Source organism: Streptococcus halitosis (genome assembly GCF_027691175.1).
In the GTDB taxonomy this organism is placed as follows: Bacteria; Bacillota; Bacilli; order Lactobacillales; family Streptococcaceae; genus Streptococcus; species Streptococcus halitosis_A.
This window is the reverse complement of sequence record NZ_JAQFBD010000004.1, coordinates 53,342-69,855: the sequence shown is the minus strand read 5'-3', so window position 1 is coordinate 69,855 and position 16,514 is coordinate 53,342. Positions and strand designations below refer to the sequence as shown.

At 41.4% G+C, this 16,514-nt stretch carries 12 protein-coding genes, 1 pseudogene and 1 riboswitch; of the genes and pseudogenes, 2 read left to right on the top strand and 11 right to left on the bottom strand.

Going from position 1 to position 16,514, the window contains the following annotated elements; all coding sequences use genetic code 11:
- Positions 1 to 86: 86 nt before the first annotated feature.
- The 6 genes and pseudogenes from pheT to PG086_RS08490 all read right to left on the bottom strand — a co-directional run bounded on the left by pheT (position 87) and on the right by PG086_RS08490 (position 6,545).
- On the bottom strand, positions 87 to 2,492 hold the full coding sequence (gene pheT / locus PG086_RS08515; protein WP_270748601.1) for a phenylalanine--tRNA ligase subunit beta: 2,406 nt from the start codon (positions 2,490 to 2,492) through the stop codon (positions 87 to 89).
- Between the two features lie 129 nt (positions 2,493 to 2,621).
- On the bottom strand, positions 2,622 to 3,668 hold the full coding sequence (gene pheS, locus PG086_RS08510; protein ID WP_270748632.1) for a phenylalanine--tRNA ligase subunit alpha: 1,047 nt from the start codon (positions 3,666 to 3,668) through the stop codon (positions 2,622 to 2,624).
- Positions 3,669 to 3,978: 310 nt separating this feature from the next.
- Positions 3,979 to 4,399: pseudogene (locus tag PG086_RS08505) on the bottom strand (chromosome partitioning protein ParB).
- 27 nt (positions 4,400 to 4,426) lie between these two features.
- Positions 4,427 to 5,077, bottom strand: coding sequence for a phosphatase PAP2 family protein (locus tag PG086_RS08500; protein ID WP_268703613.1), 651 nt, complete (start codon positions 5,075 to 5,077; stop codon positions 4,427 to 4,429).
- Entirely contained in the window at positions 5,067 to 5,630 is a 564-nt protein-coding gene (locus PG086_RS08495; protein ID WP_061587972.1) for an ECF transporter S component, read from the bottom strand. Before PG086_RS08495 ends, PG086_RS08500 begins: the two co-directional genes overlap by 11 nt.
- Before the next feature lie 153 nt (positions 5,631 to 5,783).
- Positions 5,784 to 6,001, bottom strand: a riboswitch (FMN riboswitch).
- A gap of 40 nt (positions 6,002 to 6,041) precedes the next feature.
- Complete coding sequence (locus PG086_RS08490) at positions 6,042 to 6,545, bottom strand: tRNA (cytidine(34)-2'-O)-methyltransferase (protein WP_084852089.1); 504 nt, start codon at positions 6,543 to 6,545, stop codon at positions 6,042 to 6,044.
- Positions 6,546 to 6,947: 402 nt separating this feature from the next.
- Here PG086_RS08490 and trkA point away from each other — a divergent pair, with 402 nt between their 5' ends.
- Positions 6,948 to 8,297 carry a Trk system potassium transporter TrkA gene (trkA, locus tag PG086_RS08485; RefSeq protein WP_033585525.1) on the top strand — a complete coding sequence of 450 codons (1,350 nt, stop codon included), beginning with the start codon at positions 6,948 to 6,950 and terminating at the stop codon, positions 8,295 to 8,297.
- A gap of 3 nt (positions 8,298 to 8,300) precedes the next feature.
- Positions 8,301 to 9,740 carry a TrkH family potassium uptake protein gene (locus tag PG086_RS08480; protein ID WP_033585524.1) on the top strand — a complete coding sequence of 480 codons (1,440 nt, stop codon included), beginning with the start codon at positions 8,301 to 8,303 and terminating at the stop codon, positions 9,738 to 9,740.
- An 88-nt stretch (positions 9,741 to 9,828) separates the two neighbouring features.
- Here the strand turns inward: PG086_RS08480 and PG086_RS08475 are convergent, their stop codons facing one another.
- The 5 genes from PG086_RS08475 to PG086_RS08455 form a co-directional block, all read right to left on the bottom strand.
- Positions 9,829 to 10,758 (bottom strand): ATP-binding cassette domain-containing protein, encoded by a 930-nt coding sequence (locus PG086_RS08475; protein WP_001291314.1) that lies wholly within the window; start codon positions 10,756 to 10,758, stop codon positions 9,829 to 9,831.
- Between the two features lie 10 nt (positions 10,759 to 10,768).
- Positions 10,769 to 11,836, bottom strand: coding sequence for an ABC transporter ATP-binding protein (locus tag PG086_RS08470; RefSeq protein ID WP_000159803.1), 1,068 nt, complete (start codon positions 11,834 to 11,836; stop codon positions 10,769 to 10,771).
- 8 nt (positions 11,837 to 11,844) lie between these two features.
- Positions 11,845 to 12,771 (bottom strand): oligopeptide ABC transporter permease OppC, encoded by a 927-nt coding sequence (gene oppC, locus PG086_RS08465; protein WP_000103693.1) that lies wholly within the window; start codon positions 12,769 to 12,771, stop codon positions 11,845 to 11,847.
- Complete coding sequence (locus PG086_RS08460; RefSeq protein ID WP_000759887.1) at positions 12,771 to 14,267, bottom strand: ABC transporter permease; 1,497 nt, start codon at positions 14,265 to 14,267, stop codon at positions 12,771 to 12,773. The genes oppC and PG086_RS08460 overlap by 1 nt, the downstream gene beginning before the upstream one ends.
- 66 nt (positions 14,268 to 14,333) lie before the next feature.
- A complete protein-coding gene (locus tag PG086_RS08455) occupies positions 14,334 to 16,310 on the bottom strand; it encodes a peptide ABC transporter substrate-binding protein (RefSeq protein ID WP_033585521.1) in 1,977 nt (658 codons plus the stop codon).
- Between the last annotated feature and the right edge of the window lie 204 nt (positions 16,311 to 16,514).

Sequence of the window (16,514 nt, the reverse complement as noted above, 5' to 3'; positions counted from 1 at the left end):
AAATAGTTTCCTCCTCAACTGTCTATTTTTGATCCTGAATTGTTATGTGAAAAGAAAAAATCCACCCCGAAGGATGGATTGATGAGTTAACGTACTTCTGCATTCACTTTTTCTTCGAGTGATGCTTGGATTTTTTCCATATAGCGTGCGACTTCTTCATCTGTCAAGCTGTCTTCTGGATTTTGGAAGGTCAAGCTATAGGCCATTGACTTCATGCCAAGTCCTAGTTTTTCACCTGAGAAGACGTCAAAGAGTTTGATATCTGTCAAACGTTTCACGCCCGCAGCTTGGATAGCATCTACAACTTCTTGATGAGTGACTTCTACCTTGAGAAGTAGAGCAATATCACGACTAACAGCTGGGAATTTGGTAATTTCCACAAATGGAGCAGCAGGTTGAAGCGCAGCTTCGATGGCTGAAAGGTTGAGCTCAGCTACATACGTTTCTGGAATATCGTAAGCCTTCGCAGTAACTGGATGCACTTGCCCAAGGAAACCAAGAACTTGGTCACCGAGTGAAATCACGGCTGTCCGTCCTGGATGGAGGCTTGCCATCTCAGCTGTTGCTGTATAAGTCACTTTGAATCCCAGGCGAGTAAATAATGCTTCAAGGATTCCCTTAGCATAGAAGAAATCAACTGGAACTGCCGCCGTTTGGAAATCTTTTTCTGCAACCAAGCCGGTTAAGGCAAAGGCAAAGCTGTTGATCTCGTTTGGTAGATCTTCTTTTGGATTGCCTGTTTGTTCAAAGACTTTTCCAATCTCGTAAAGAGCCAAGTTTTTGTTCTTACGAGCCACGTTGTAGGCCACCGTATCAAGGATACCTGAGATCATATTTTGACGGAGGACAGAACGGTCCACTGTCATTGGCCACATGAGTTCTGTAAGGTTACTTGGTTGAGCTGTGAACTCAACTGCTTTTTCAGGAGTTGTTAGAGCGTAGGTAATGATTTCTGTCAAGCCTGCCCCTTCAGCAATCGTACGGACTTGGCGACGCAATTTTTGTGTTGCAGTCAATTCACCTGCTGTACCATCATCTTTTGGAAGACTGGTTGGCAAACGGTCATAACCATAGATACGAGCGATTTCTTCAAAGAGGTCTGCTTCGATAGTGATATCCCAACGACGACGTGGTACGCTGACTGTAAATGATTCTGCATTGCCAGAAAGGCCAAAACCAAGACGACGGAAGACATCTTCGACATCAGTGTATGAAAGCTCCGTACCAAGGACGCGGTTAACGTCTGCAAGGGTTGAAGAAACTTCTACATCAGAAGTGTCAAGCTCACCCGCTGAAACGATTCCCTTACGCACCGTCGCACCTGCAAGTTCTGCAATCATGCTCGCTGCAGCATCCAAGGCCTCATCGACTGTTGCCACATTAATCCCTTTTTCAAAACGAGAAGATGATTCCGAACGAAGGTTAAGGCGTCCGCTAGTCTTACGAATGGATGTGCCATTGAAAACAGCTGCTTCTAACACAACTCGACTTGATTTTTCAGAGATTTCTGTAGCCTCTCCACCCATGACACCTGCAAGGGCTACTGGTTTGTCAGCGACAGTGATGACTAAATCATTTGTTTCCAAGTCACGTTCTTCACCGTCCAAGGTTACCAATTTTTCACCAGCACGCGCTTCACGCACACGGATGTCAGTCCCTTCAAAGGTGTCCAAGTCAAAAGCATGCATAGGCTGACCAAAATAGAGTAGGATATAGTTGGTCACGTCGACCACATTATTGATGGGACGGATACCTTCATTCATGAGGAGATTTTGCAACCATTGCGGACTTGGTGCGATGGTCACATTGTCCAAGATACGGGCTGCATAGTATGGTGCCTTGTCTGTTTCAATCCCTACAGAAAGAGCGTCTGCTGCAACTTCATTTGTTTCTGTCAGAGTAAATTCTTTAAAGTTAACTGCCTTGTCATAGATGGCTGCTACTTCGTGCGCTACTCCACGCATAGAAAGAGCGTCTGCACGGTTTGGAGTGATGGAAAGTTCGATGATTTCATCATCCAAGTCTAGGTAAGAGAAGACTTCCTCACCTGGTACTGCATCTTGAGGCAAGATTTGAATACCATCTGCAAATTCCTTTGGTACAACTGAGTCAGAAATTCCCAATTCACCAAGTGAACAGATCATTCCAAGTGATTCTAAGCCACGGATTTTCCCTTTTTTGATTTTGTAATTGTCAGCGATACGAGCTCCTGGAAGAGCCACCATGACCTTGATACCAGCACGCACATTTGGGGCACCACAAACGATCTGACGGGCTTCTTCTTCGCCAACGTTAACCTGACAAACATGCAAGTGAGTTTCTGGCACATCTTCGCAAGACAAGACCTCACCGACGACAATTTTTGAGAGACCGGCAGCCGGTGATTCGACACCTTCGACCTCGATCCCTGTAGTTGACATTTTTTCAGCCAACTCTTGTGATGGCACATCAATGTCCACCAATTCTTTTAACCATTTATAAGATACAAGCATAATTCTGATTGTAAGATCTCACCAAGTAAGACCTTTTCAATTCCTTTCTTTTTCTTCGAGTCAGTCCTCACCGTTCTCATCAAGAGAAAATGACTAGGACTGTATAGGACTGTGTTTCAGGTTTCAATCTTATTTAAACTGTTCTGAGAAGCGGATATCTCCTTGGTAGAATCCACGGATATCGTTGATTCCGTAGCGAAGCATGGCTACACGCTCTTGACCAAGACCAAAGGCAAAACCAGAGTATACAGTTGCATCGATACCACTCATCTCAAGGACACGTGGGTGAACCATACCGGCCCCCATGATTTCGATCCAACCTGTTTTCTTACATACGTTACAGCCGTCTCCGCCACACTTAAAGCAGGAAACATCAACCTCAACAGAAGGCTCTGTGAATGGGAAATAGGATGGACGCAGACGGATCTGACGCTCTTCACCAAACATTTTTTGAACGATCAATTGAAGCGTTCCTTGAAGGTCAGCCATAGAGATGTTTTTCCCAACAACCAAACCTTCGATTTGGTGGAACTGGTGACTGTGGGTTGCATCATCCGTATCACGACGGAACACACGCCCTGGTGAGATCATTTTCAAAGGACCTTTTGAAAAATCATGGGCGTCCATGGCACGCGCTTGAACTGGAGACGTGTGAGTACGAAGCAAGATTTCTTCTGTGATGTAGAAAGTATCCTGCATATCACGAGCTGGGTGATCTTTTGGAAGGTTCATACGCTCGAAGTTATAGTAGTCTTGCTCCACTTCAAAACCATCCACGACTTGGTACCCCATCCCGATGAAAATATCTTCGATTTCTTCACTGGTTTGTGTAAGAACATGACGGTGACCAGTCGCAACTGGACGACCTGGAAGTGTTACATCTATGCTCTCACTAGTCAGTTGAGCTGCGACTTTCTTTTCTTCCAAGAGTTTCGCTGTTTCCTCAAAGGCTGCTGTCAAGACATCACGCGCTTCATTGACGTGTTTCCCGATGACAGGGCGCATTTCAGCCGATACGTCCTTCATTCCTTTAAGAATCTCCGTAAGCGAACCTTTTTTACCAAGGACAGAGACACGCAATTCTTGCATCTCTTTTTCATTTTCAGCAGTAATCTGCTTCAAGCTAGCCAGCGTTTCTTCGCGAAGCGCTTTTAATTGTTCTTCAATAGTTGACATAATTCCTCCATCAGTCGCTCGTAGATAAAAAGAAAACCACATGTCAAAAACTCCACTCGGAGCGTTGACACGCGGTACCATCCGTTTCATCTGACAAGTCAGACCTTCATTTCTAAATCCATGCGCAAGTGAATTCACTCAGCTTTCATATAGAGAGCTTGCAGTCATGGCTCTCCTCCCTGATATACTTCCCTTGAGTTACTAGTCTTGCGGATTTCTATTCGATTACTACATAGTTTATCAAATTTTTAGTTAAAAAACAAGTTAGACCAGACTAATTTCAATATAAAAAGGAACAAGATGCAATGCACTACCTATTTGTAAGATCTGTTTCATCCGCTTTCCTTTTCAATAAAAGAGTTGCTGCTTGATTAAAACCATCGCACCAGTTATACCATTTTGCTTCATACTCATCTTGAGCTAAGATACAGTCTTTTAAATCCAAAACAGAGTAAATCTTTCTTTCCTCGCAAGCTTGCGCATAGAGATGATATAGTTCATCGCCACCATCTCTATCCCACTCAGCAGAAATCATATTCCTACCCGCCAATAAAGCCTGATAAGCCCTGTGATGGCCATCTGTAATCAACAAGCAATCTCCGGAAGGTAAGAACACTGATTGGATTAATATTGGGCATTTCTGCCGACTGATAAAGTGTCTGGATGCCTTCTAGTTTCTTTTCTGATAAGTATAGTTGAGTCGGATGGAGAGCTTTTATGTCGACTTTCATTTCTTTCTCCTCAAGGGAATTCGATACTCACTTCTGCTTGCCCTTAAATCGCCATTGGAAGCGAAGCTTGTCATAGAAAGGAAATTCGATAAACAAGACTCCCAAGCCTACACAGAAACTGGCAAGAACATCTGATGGGTAGTGAACTCCCAGATAGACTCTTGATAGCAGCACACTGACTAGGTAGAAGCCAAGAACGATTTGCACAATTTTTTTCCAAACCGGATCTTTAATTCGTTGACTGAGAATGATAATCAGAGTCCCTACCATCAGCGTCACAGCCAGAGAATGCCCACTTGGGAAGGAAAATCCCTTCTCCTCTACCAAGTGTAAAATAGCTGGCCTAGGGCGCTGGTAGATGTTTTTAAAGGTCACGATTAAAAGACCAGCTAAGGCTAGATTGCCCGCCATGAAGTAGCTTTCTATCTTCCACTGCTTACGATAAAAGATAAAGGCTGCAATGGTAACCCAGGTGATAATCACTGGGATATCAATCAAATGCGTAAGGGCACGGAACAGAACTGTCAAATAATTTGGCAAGTCCCCACGAAGGGCAGTCTGAATCGGTTGATCAAAACCGACCAACGTTTCAGGATAGAACTTAACCATATAGCCAAGAAGGACGAAAAGTAAAAGGGCAAAACTGCCCTTCATTAAAAATGTTTGTTTATCTCTCATAATATTTTAAGGTTGGTTTTAAGAGGACATACAGCAACCAGAATGAAACGGCAAAGATTACACCCTCAATCAAGTTAAAAGGTAAAACCATGGTCATTAGGTAGTTGGAAAGTCCCAAAATTTTTCCAATATCAAAGTTGGCAAACTGCGCGTACAAAGGAACCGCATAAACATAGTTGAGAACCAACATAGCAGCAGTCAATCCAATAGTTCCCGCTAGAGATGCTAGTAGGAAACGAAGAGTGCTACGTTCCTTTTTCCAAATCAAACCAAAGGCGATAACAAAAACTCCCAAGGCTACGATATTCATTGGCAAACCAATGTAGGTATTCACGCCCTGGCTATTCAGAAGCAACTTCAAGAGTGAGCGAAGCAAGAGAATTCCTAGTGCAGCTGGCAAATCCATCACCACCAAACCCAAAAGGACTGGCAAGATACTAAACTCGATCTTGAGGAAGGTCGCCGCTGGCAAGAGCGGAAAGTCAAAGTACATCAGCACAAATGAAATGGCTGATAAAATCGCAATGGTCGAAAGTCGACGTGTGTTTGTCATAACAGGTTCCTCCAATTTTCTATAAAATCAGAAGAAGTTGGAAAGGATCCCTCTATCTATTCTCACTTTTTATATCCCAAAAGCTCCCTCTCACTCTTTTGAGCAAGCGGTTGCAATTCATCTATAAACTCATCAGAACAGACAAAGCTATTCTTTCGTCTTCTCCCATCCAGACTATACTGTCGGTTGTGGAATCGCACCACATCAGCTTGCGCTCGCGGACTTCTTTAACTAAGATATTTTGGATTAATCTAGGCGTCGCAGTCGAAGATAATACTTGAGTATATCGAGACAAGACAACGAAGAGTAAGCCAAAATAGCTAGTTAAAGTCACCGCCGGTCGGGAATTGCACCCAGCCCTGAAGACCCTTTAATCATAACAAAAAACGCTTGCAAGTGCAAGCATTTTGATTATTTCAATTTATCTGCTTCATAGGTGTGAACAAGATCAAGACCTGCAAAATTCTGCTGGCGAAGAGCCTCATATACAATCATGCAGACGGTATTCGAAACATTGAGACTGCGGACGTGTTCATCGTTCATAGGAATACGGAGTGCTTTCTCAGGATGTTCTCGCATAAAGTCCTCAGGCAAGCCCTTGTCTTCACGTCCAAAGAGAAAATAATGGTCCTCGTCAGTCGATAAATCTACCTCAGAATACACCTTTTCAGCAAATTTCGAAATCAGATAGAGTTTTCCCTTTATCTGAGACATGAAATCTTCCAAGCTGTCATAAAAATAAATATCTAACTTATCCCAATAATCTAATCCAGCTCGCTTCATCTTGCGATCATCAATAGGAAATCCCATCGGTTTGATGATGTGAAGGGGAGAATTGGTCGCAGCGCAAGTACGCGCAATGTTACCTGTATTTTGTGGAATCTGAGGTTCAAATAATACAATGTGATTTGTCATGACTTGCTTCCTTTCACCATTGCAAAAAAATAGCCACACTGCCCGGAGTCAAGCTCAGCAAACAGCGTGGTTAAGGCATCGTTAACTTACCTCACAACAGGTTTGAAGTAAATCAGCGAAGCTACTTTCTTAGTATAACACTTTCAGAATCATTGTCAATAGAAACGACTTGATTTTTTTACTTTTTTTGATAATATTTCCATACTTAGTCATTCTTTTTCTGAGAAAGGATATTAAATGAGCGAAATCACTTCATATAATAGACATTTCTATGAAAGGTGAGCAATTTTATCTTTGAAAACTTACAAAAAGTCTTTTCTTATCCTCTAAAATGGCTTGGTAAGTGCATTTTTTGCGAAAAAAGGGTATGATAGTTACATCATGAAAAAGTAGGGTTTTTATATGAAAATTGTCCTTGTTGGTGGAGGGAAAGTCGGTTTCGCCCTCTGTCGTTCACTGGTTGCAGAAAAACACGACGTTGTCCTCATCGAACAAGATGAGGCTGTTCTCGATCATATTGTCAGTCGCTTTGATATCATGGGACTCCTTGGAAATGGAGCAGACTTTGCTATCTTAGAGCAAGCCGGCGTTCAAGAGTGTGATATCTTTATTGCTCTAACGGAACACGATGAAGTGAATATGATTTCAGCAGTACTTGCTAAAAAAATGGGCGCTAAAGAAACCATCGTTCGAGTGCGAAATCCTGAATACTCCAATGCCTATTTCAAAGAGAAAAATATTCTTGGATTCTCACTTATCGTTAACCCAGAACTCCTAGCCGCCCGTGCTATCTCAAATATCATTGATTTCCCGAATGCACTCTCAGTTGAGCGGTTCTCAGGGGGACGGGTCAACCTGATGGAGTTTGTTGTCAAAGATTCCAGTGGTCTCTGTCAAATGCCAATCTCAGATTTTCGTAAAAAATTTGGCAATATCATTGTCTGCGCTATGGAACGAGACCATCAACTTATGATTCCGAGCGGTGATATCACCATTCAGGACAGAGATAGGATTTTTGTTACTGGGAATCGTGTGGATATGATGCTCTTCCATAACTATTTCAAATCACGTGCAGTGAAAAGCTTGCTCATCGTTGGTGCTGGAAAAATTGCTTATTACCTACTTGGCATTTTAAAAGATAGCCGTATTGACACTAAAGTTATCGAGATTAATCCTGAGAGAGCTCGTCTCTTCAGTGAAAAATTTCCAAATCTCTATATCGTACAGGGAGATGGAACTGCCAAAGATATCTTGCTTGAGGAAAGTGCTCCCAACTATGATGCAGTTGCAACTTTGACTGGGGTTGATGAGGAAAACATCATTACCTCTATGTTCTTAGACCGTGTTGGTGTCCATAAGAATATCACCAAGGTGAATCGAACTAGCCTTTTAGAGATTATCCATGCACCTGATTTTTCAAGTATCATCACACCAAAAAGCATCGCAGTGGATACCATTATGCACTTTATCCGTGGTCGAGTGAACGCTCAGTACTCAGACCTTCAAGCCATGCACCATCTAGCAAACGGTCAAATTGAAACTCTTCAATTCCAAATCAAGGAAGCTAATAAAATGACTGCCAAACCTCTTTCACAGTTGAAATTGAAAAAAGGGGTTCTCATCGCAGCCATTATCCGAAAAGGAAAAACAATCTTCCCTACTGGAGAGGATAGACTTGAGGTAGGAGATCAGTTACTCGTGACGACCTTATTGACAAATATCACCAAGATTTATGATCTGATTGAGAGGTAAAAGATGAATAAAAGTATGATTCGTTACCTCCTCTCAAAACTTCTCTTGATTGAGGCGGTTCTCCTCCTAGTGCCTGTTAGTGTAGCAATCTATTACCAAGAATCCAGCCAAGTATTTACAGCTCTCTTTACAACAATTGGAATTTTAATACTTCTTGGTAGCTTGGGAATTTTACGGAAACCCAAAAATCAGCGAATTTATACTAAGGAGGGAGTCTTAATCGTCGCCCTCTGTTGGATTCTATGGTCTTTCTTTGGAGCGCTTCCCTTTGTCTTTTCAGGACAAATCCCAAGTGTCATCGATGCCTTGTTTGAAATCAGTTCTGGTTTTACAACTACAGGAGCAACCATTCTGACAGATGTCTCCGTTCTCAGCCGTTCCCTCCTCTTCTGGCGAAGTTTTACTCACTTGATTGGAGGGATGGGGGTACTCGTCTTCGCGCTTGCCATTATGGACAATGCCAAGAATAGTCATTTAGAGGTGATGAAGGCTGAGGTCCCTGGGCCTGTCTTCGGTAAGGTTGTATCCAAACTAAAAAATACTGCCCAGATCCTCTATCTGCTTTATTTAGGGCTCTTCTCACTTTTTGTAGTCATCTACTATCTAGCTGGTATGCCTCTATTTGATAGCTTTGTCATCGCTATGGGAACGGCAGGAACCGGAGGCTTCACCGTCTATAACGACGGGATTGCCCACTACGGCAGCTCACTCATCACCTATCTAGTTAGTATCGGAGTTCTGGTTTTTGGGGTTAACTTCAATCTCTACTACTACCTCATGCTCCGTCGAGTTAAGGCTTTCTTTGGTGATGAAGAACTTCGCACGTATGTAATCATTGTCCTAGTTTCTACCGGCTTGATTACGCTCAATACGCTCCATCTCTACCAAGGTGTCTCTAAGAGCTTTGAAATGGCCCTCTTCCAGGTGTCCAATATCATCACAACAACTGGTTTTGGTTATGGAGATATTACCAACTGGCCCCTCTTCTCCCAATTTATCCTCCTCTTCCTCATGGGAATCGGCGGCTCTGCTGGATCAACCGCAGGTGGACTCAAAGTTATCAGAGGGCTCATCCTTTCAAAAATTGCAAAAAATCAGATCTTGTCCATCTTATCTCCTCATCGCGTATTGACTCTACATGTCAATAAAACTGTGATTGATAAGGATACTCAGCACAAGGTCCTAAAATATTTTGTCATTTATGTGATGATTTTACTGTCACTTATCTTCATTGTCAGTCTAGATAACAATGATTTTCTAGTTGTGACCAGTGCTGTCTTCAGTTGTTTCAATAACATCGGACCTATTCTAGGTACAACTTCTAGTTTTGCCATCTTTAGTCCCATCTCTAAAATACTTCTCTCATTTGCAATGATTGCAGGTCGTCTAGAGATTTATCCCATTTTGCTTCTCTTTATGAAACGTACCTGGTCCAAACGCTAATTATAATACAACTCCCCCTTTACTAGCTAGTAAAGGGGGAGTTTTTCTATTAAAAATGAGAAGACCTTTCGGTCCTCTCCTAATCTGTTTATTTTTTAAGTGCTTCTTTGTAGCGAGCAACTTCCGCTTGATTAGCCCAAACATAGTGGCCTGGACGAATTTCCACCATAGATGGTTTGTCTGTCTCATAGTCATGTTGGCTAGGATCATAGACTTTCAAGACCTTCTTACGTTCCAAGATTGGATCTGGAATCGGTACAGCAGATAGAAGTGCTTGAGTGTACGGATGAACAGGATTGTTAAACAACTCCTCTGTCTCCGCTACTTCAACGATAACACCCTTATAGATAACTGCGATACGATCTGAGATAAAGCGAACAACTGACAAGTCATGCGCAATAAAGAGATAGGTCAAGCCCAATTCTTTTTGAAACTTCTTGAGCAAGTTCAAGACTTGCGCACGAACAGACACGTCCAAGGCTGAAATCGGCTCATCCGCAATAACAAAATCAGGTTCCATCACAAGAGCACGGGCAATCCCAATACGTTGACGTTGACCACCAGAAAACTCGTGTGGGTAACGAGTCAAGTGCTCTTTCAAAAGACCAACTTCATGAATCATCTTTTGAACTTTTTCTTTTCGCTCTTCTTCATCTTTGAATAAGTGGTAGTTGTAAAGACCTTCAGAGATGATATAGTCAACTGTCGCACGTTCATTTAAACTGGCCGCAGGGTCTTGGAAAATCATCTGGATACGGCGGATCAACTCTGAAGATTCCTTATGAGATTTTTTCCCATTGATCTTATGACCGTCAAAGATGATTTCACCTTTACTAGTATTATTCAAACCAATAATGGCACGACCAATCGTCGTTTTCCCACTACCAGATTCACCAACGAGAGAGAAAGTTTCTCCCTTGTTGATAAAGAAGTTAGCGTTTTTAACGGCAACAAACTTCTTACTTCCTTCACCGAAGGAAATTTCTAAATCTTTAATTTCTACTAATTTTTCAGACATTTCCTTCCTCCTAGTCTTCTAGATGAGCAAAGCCCATTTTATCACGAATTTTATCATGTAAATCTGCGATGATTTCTGGTTTTTCAACCTTAGGAGCATTCTCATGAAGCAACCAAGTCTTAGCCCAGTGAGTATCAGTGACTGAAAACTGAGGTGCTTTCTGTTCAAAGTCAATTTGCATCGCATAATCTGAACGAAGGGCAAAGGCATCACCTTTCAACTCCGTATAAAGAGACGGCGGTGTTCCTGGGATAGAGTACAATTCCCCTTTATCATCAGCGAGCTGTGGCAAGCTAGACAAGAGACTCCAAGTATATGGATGACGTGGGTCGTAGAAGACTTCCTCAACAGTACCATATTCTACAATTTCACCAGCATACATAACCGCTACCTTGTCCGCAATACTTGCTACCACACCAAGGTCATGGGTGATAAAGATAATGGTGAAGTGGTACTCATTTTGCAAAGTTTTAAGCAAATCAATGATTTGCGCTTGAATGGTTACGTCAAGGGCCGTTGTTGGCTCATCACAGATCAAGATATCTGGACGACACGCAAGGGCAATGGCAATAACGATACGTTGGCGCATCCCTCCAGAATATTGGAAAGGATACTCGTCAAAACGTTTTTCAGCGTCTGGAATTCCGACCTTGTTCATATAGTCGATTGCCATTTCTTTGGCTTCCTTAGCTGTTTTCCCTTGGTGTTTAACGATAACTTCTGTGATTTGGCTACCGATTGTATTGATTGGGTCCAAACTTGTCATTGGGTCTTGGAAGATGGTCGCAATTTTAGCACCACGGATTTTCTCCCATTCTTTGTTCGAAGTCAAGGCTGTCAAGTCTTGTCCACGATAGTCGATGCTTCCTTGGGCAATGCGTCCATTATCTTCTAACATCCCTGTAAAGGTTTTTGTTAATACAGATTTACCAGAACCAGACTCACCTACCAAGGCAAGAACTTCTCCTTCAATCAGTTCTAGAGAAACGCCTCTGATAGCTGTTAGAACTTTGTCACGAACGTCAAATTCCACGACGATATCGCGAGCAGTCAAAATTACATTACTTTCTTTTGTCATGTCTACTCCTATCTATGTGTACGTGGATCACTAGCATCCGCTAAGTTCTGACCAACAACGAATAGAGATAGGGATACCAAAATCAAGGTTGTCAATGGAATCCAGAACAAGTACGCGTTGGTCGTAACGTTTTGTGAGTAATCTGAGATCAAACGTCCCAAACTTGGCACTGTTACAGGCAATCCCAATCCAAAGAAAGAAAGGAATGCCTCATAAGAGATAAAGCTTGGCAACATCAAGGTCATCGTAGAAACAATAACAGATACCAATTGTGGCATGATGTTTTTCACGATAATCTTAAAGGTTGGTGTTCCAAGTGTTTGAGAAGCAAGGTTGTATTCCAAGTCACGGTAACGCATGATTTGAATACGAATTGAATAAGCAATACCGATCCAAGTCGTCACACTCATAGCGAAGATCAAATTCCAGAAACCAGCGCCAATTGAGTAAGTCAAGACGATAACAATCAAGAGAGATGGAATGTTTGAAATAATGTTATAAACTTCCATCATGACGCGGTCAACAGATTTTGAAATCCCCCAAATTCCACCAACAATAACCCCAATCACAAGGTTGATAAAAGTAGCAATTACAGAAATGAGGATAGAATTACGCGCACCAAACCAAACGCCATCAAACAAGGATTTACCATTGCTATCCGTACCAAACCAGTGTTCGGCATTGGGCTTAATAAAACGAGCGCTAAAGTCATTAACCTTACTTACATCGTTAAAGTCAAAGTCTGAAAACATCGGATAGATAAAACTCATCAAAATAATAGCTACCAATATTCCCAACATAATGACTGTTGATTTTTTCTTTAAAAACTGTCTAAATACAGAACCCCAGTATGAATAGGCAGGAGCATCAATCGTTTCAGAGGCAAAATCATCACGTTTTACGAACTGAAATTTTTCTTTATCAATTGTTGACATTATTTGCCTCCTTTCTCTGTCAATTTAATACGTGGGTCAAGCATAGTCATCCAGATATCTCCTACAAAGAGTGAGAAGATAGAAATACATGTAAAGATGAAGACGAGACCAACTACCATTGAGTTATTTGATGCCTTAACAGAGTCAATCAACATTTTACCCATACCTGGGAAGGCGAAGACTGTTTCTGTCAATGTTGCACCACCAATAACCCCGATTACGGCACCTGGAATACCTGAAACCAAAGGAACCATGGCATTTTTAAAGACGTGTTTATTTGAAATTTCTTTTTCAGATAAACCTTTTGCACGAGCAAAACGGACAAAGTCCTGAGATTGCAAGTCAATCATGTAACGACGAATCCAGATTGCTGTACTTGGTGCTCCCAGCAAACCTAGAATGACTGCTGGCAAGACATAGGAACGCCAATCTCCAGCACCTAGGATAGGGAATGAGTCTGGAAGACCAATAGATGAGCCAATCAAACGCACGATATAAACCAAGGCAATCGTTGGAAGGGCAAGCAAGAAGGTTAGAACACCTGTTGAGAAGCTATCAATCCAAGTATTCTTGTGGCGAGCCATAGCAGATCCAAGAGGAATCGCAATAGCATAAGAAATAATCAAACCAATCAAACCAGCAACAGCTGAACTTGCAATCATAGATGGATATTGGTAGTTACTTTCTGTAGCTGTATATGGATCGTCTTTACCATAGTTAGCTATTTCACGCGCATCTGCTTGACTTGGAGATTTGTAGGTACGAGAGTAAATATCTACAGACGAAGTCTTTTTACCAGTAGGGAATTGAACTTCTGATGTCTTAGTTTGTCCTTGACCTTGTGTGATAACTTGAAGCACTGGCGTGTTCGCATAAGTTGGGTAAGAGTCACCCAAGTTAATGTTCACAAAGTTTTGGTGTACAAACGGGAATTGATTGTTGAAATACAAAAGGTATTTATGTTTGGTACCTGAACCAACCAATGACCAACCGATAGCAGGGTCATTTTCAAAACGAAGATAACGTTCCAAGTTTGGATTTTCAGGGTCTTGAATCTTGTTTGTATGATCAATATCAAGTAAGTTCGCATAGAATTTGAAAACACGTTCAAAAATTGGAATTTCACGCGTAGCATAGAACTGACCACTCTCTGAAAAGACACCTAACGTCCAACCATTACCGAGTTGGTTGATGTATTTTTCGTAGATTGCCTTATTGGTGTCATTGGCATCTACTGTTACAGATGAGTCCATTGTGCTAGCTTTTTCTTGCAACTCCTTGGTATCGTAATACTCAATATAGCCCATACGTTCATAAACGGTATTCTCATAATTATCCCGCTTATCTGGAGTCGTTGCAATCTTGTTGTAGTTGGTATCCTGCTTGAAAATCAGTTTTCGAGGAACCATCGTATAGATAATCGTGTAGGTCAAGGTTGTCACCAAGAAAATAGACAACAATGAGCGCAAGACACGCATAAAAATATATTTTTTCATATCGTTTCCTTTTAAAATCCCAAAAGAACCTTCTCCTCATGGAGAGAAAGTTCTCTTGAGAGTTATTTATTTAACGTGATTCGTCAATTCTTTTTGAACTTTTTCGTTTGATTCTTTTTTCTCTTTGAGCCATTTCTCACGAGCTTGTTCGTAATCAGCTTTCGTTACAACCTTGTCTTGCAACTGAATATACTTGAAGTATACATCTGAGCTCTTATCTCCAGACTGGCTGTATGATGCAGAGAATGGTACAACACGAGAAATGAATGGTGCAGCACCACTTGATGACATAGCTGGCAAGAAGAGTGAGCTATCTGTCAACCAAGCTTGAGCAGCCGCGTATTTTTCATAACGAACATTCAAATCGCTTGTTTCTTTAGCAGCTTCATCAACTAGCTTATCGTATTCTTTCAAACCAACTTGAGCAGCCGCAGCGTTATCTGCACCTTCGTAACCCATATATGTTTTTGTTTGTTCAGCATTCGTTGTTTTTAAGATATCAAGGTAAGTTGATGGATCTTCGTAGTCTGGGTTCCACCCAACTGCTCCTGAGAGATCCCAATCTTCTGCCGCAGCGCTTGCAGCATAGTAAGTGATATTGTTCAACTCATCTTTAGAAACTTGTTGGATATCAATGATTACATTGCCTTCGCCAAGTACTGTTTCAACTGATTGTTTGAAAGATTGGATACGTGCGATATAGTTTTTAGATGTTTGGTCTACTGGAATATCCAAGTGGATAGGGAATTTCACACCTTCTGCTTCCAATGCAGTTTTAGCTTTGGTAAATTCGGCTTTGGCTTTATCGGCGTTGAAGAGTCCATCTTGACCATCCGCAAAGTTTACATTCTTCCACTCATCACCATAAGTAGCCATCTTTTCAGTTACCAAGTCACCGAAAGTTTTTTCACCTGCAGAGACAAAACCTGGTTTCACAAAGAGGTTACGAACTGCAAGAGGAGCACCTTCTTTACCATTGATTTGTGCTGAGTAAGAAGTACGGTCAAAGGCAAAGTTCAAAGCCTGACGGAAATCCTTGTTAAGAAGAGCTTTCTTAGTAGAAGTCTTCTCTTCATCAGTTGTCTTAGAAGTGTATTTGTAACCTTGACGGTCAATATTCACACCCAAACCAGCAATCCCTGGTCCTGATGGAGTGTAGAAGATGTTATCCTTATAGCTTTCTGCTACTTTAGAATAGTTTGAACTTGTTGGGAAAAGGCGAGCATAGCTGTATGCTCCACTTGTAAAGTTACGTTCAATGGACTCTTGGTCTGACCCATCATAGAAAGCAAGGGTAACTTTATCAAGGTGAACATTATCCTTATCCCAGTACTGCTCATTCTTAGCAAATTCGATAGAAGATTTAGTAGTCAAACCTTTTAGCAAGAACGGACCATTATAAAGCAAGGACGTAGGATCTGTTGCTTTGGCAAAATCTGATCCTTTTGATTTTTCAAAATCTTCGTTCAATGGCCAGAAGATTGAATAAGCCATCTTAGAGTTCCAATATGGTTCTGGTTGGTTCAAGGTATACTCAAGAGTATAATCATCAACTGCCTTCACACCTACCGTAGAAAAGTCTTTTGAATTTCCAGACAAATAATCAGACAATCCTTTAACAGAAATTTCTGCTAGATATAGAGCTTCGGATTTCTTATCTGCTGCGTGTTTCAAACCATTTACGAAATCTTTAGCTGTTACTTCAGCGTACTCTTCTCCATCAGATGTCATCCATTTAACACCTTTACGGATTTTGTAAGTATAAGTCAAACCATCTTTTGAGACTGACCAGTCTTCTGCAACTGCGGGAGTCAAATTCCCATATTTGTCATTTGTGAAGAGACCATCAATACCGTTTGAAGTGGCAATCTTAGTACTTTGTTTACCTGAAATGAGGTAATCCAACGTTTCTGGGTCAGCTGAATAGATATAACCATAATTTTTTGGCGCCGTTGAATCAGATGATTTAGAACTGCAGGCAGCTAGTACGCCAGTCGCTAATAAGGCAACCCCTGCTACAACCAATACTCTGCTTTTTTTCATGTATATAACTCCTCTTGAAAAATTTAGGCTTATTGGAAATTATAACATATATCTTCTAAAAAGTAAACGAATTTTCAGAATATTTAGGCGTATATCTACAAAAAACTTCTCTTTGTCAGAATTTCCTCATTCTTTATTTGTATTTATAGGAAAAGAAAATTAATTTGTCTAGCTCTGTAAGCTTCATTTTTACAAGTTGCTTTT

What these genes read in the sequence shown, in the direction of transcription:
- PG086_RS08470 (WP_000159803.1), bottom strand. Translation starts at nt 11,836, where the DNA reads ATGACAAAAGAAAGTAATGTAATTTTGACTGCTCGCGATATCGTCGTG.
- PG086_RS08460 (WP_000759887.1), bottom strand. Translation starts at nt 14,267, where the DNA reads ATGAAAAAATATATTTTTATGCGTGTCTTGCGCTCATTGTTGTCTATT.
- PG086_RS08500 (WP_268703613.1), bottom strand. Translation starts at nt 5,077, where the DNA reads ATGAGAGATAAACAAACATTTTTAATGAAGGGCAGTTTTGCCCTTTTA.
- PG086_RS08480 (WP_033585524.1), top strand. Translation starts at nt 8,301, where the DNA reads ATGAATAAAAGTATGATTCGTTACCTCCTCTCAAAACTTCTCTTGATT.
- oppC (WP_000103693.1), bottom strand. Translation starts at nt 12,771, where the DNA reads ATGTCAACAATTGATAAAGAAAAATTTCAGTTCGTAAAACGTGATGAT.
- trkA (WP_033585525.1), top strand. Translation starts at nt 6,948, where the DNA reads ATGAAAATTGTCCTTGTTGGTGGAGGGAAAGTCGGTTTCGCCCTCTGT.
- pheT (WP_270748601.1), bottom strand. Translation starts at nt 2,492, where the DNA reads ATGCTTGTATCTTATAAATGGTTAAAAGAATTGGTGGACATTGATGTG.
- PG086_RS08490 (WP_084852089.1), bottom strand. Translation starts at nt 6,545, where the DNA reads ATGACAAATCACATTGTATTATTTGAACCTCAGATTCCACAAAATACA.
- PG086_RS08495 (WP_061587972.1), bottom strand. Translation starts at nt 5,630, where the DNA reads ATGACAAACACACGTCGACTTTCGACCATTGCGATTTTATCAGCCATT.
- PG086_RS08475 (WP_001291314.1), bottom strand. Translation starts at nt 10,758, where the DNA reads ATGTCTGAAAAATTAGTAGAAATTAAAGATTTAGAAATTTCCTTCGGT.
- PG086_RS08455 (WP_033585521.1), bottom strand. Translation starts at nt 16,310, where the DNA reads ATGAAAAAAAGCAGAGTATTGGTTGTAGCAGGGGTTGCCTTATTAGCG.
- pheS (WP_270748632.1), bottom strand. Translation starts at nt 3,668, where the DNA reads ATGTCAACTATTGAAGAACAATTAAAAGCGCTTCGCGAAGAAACGCTG.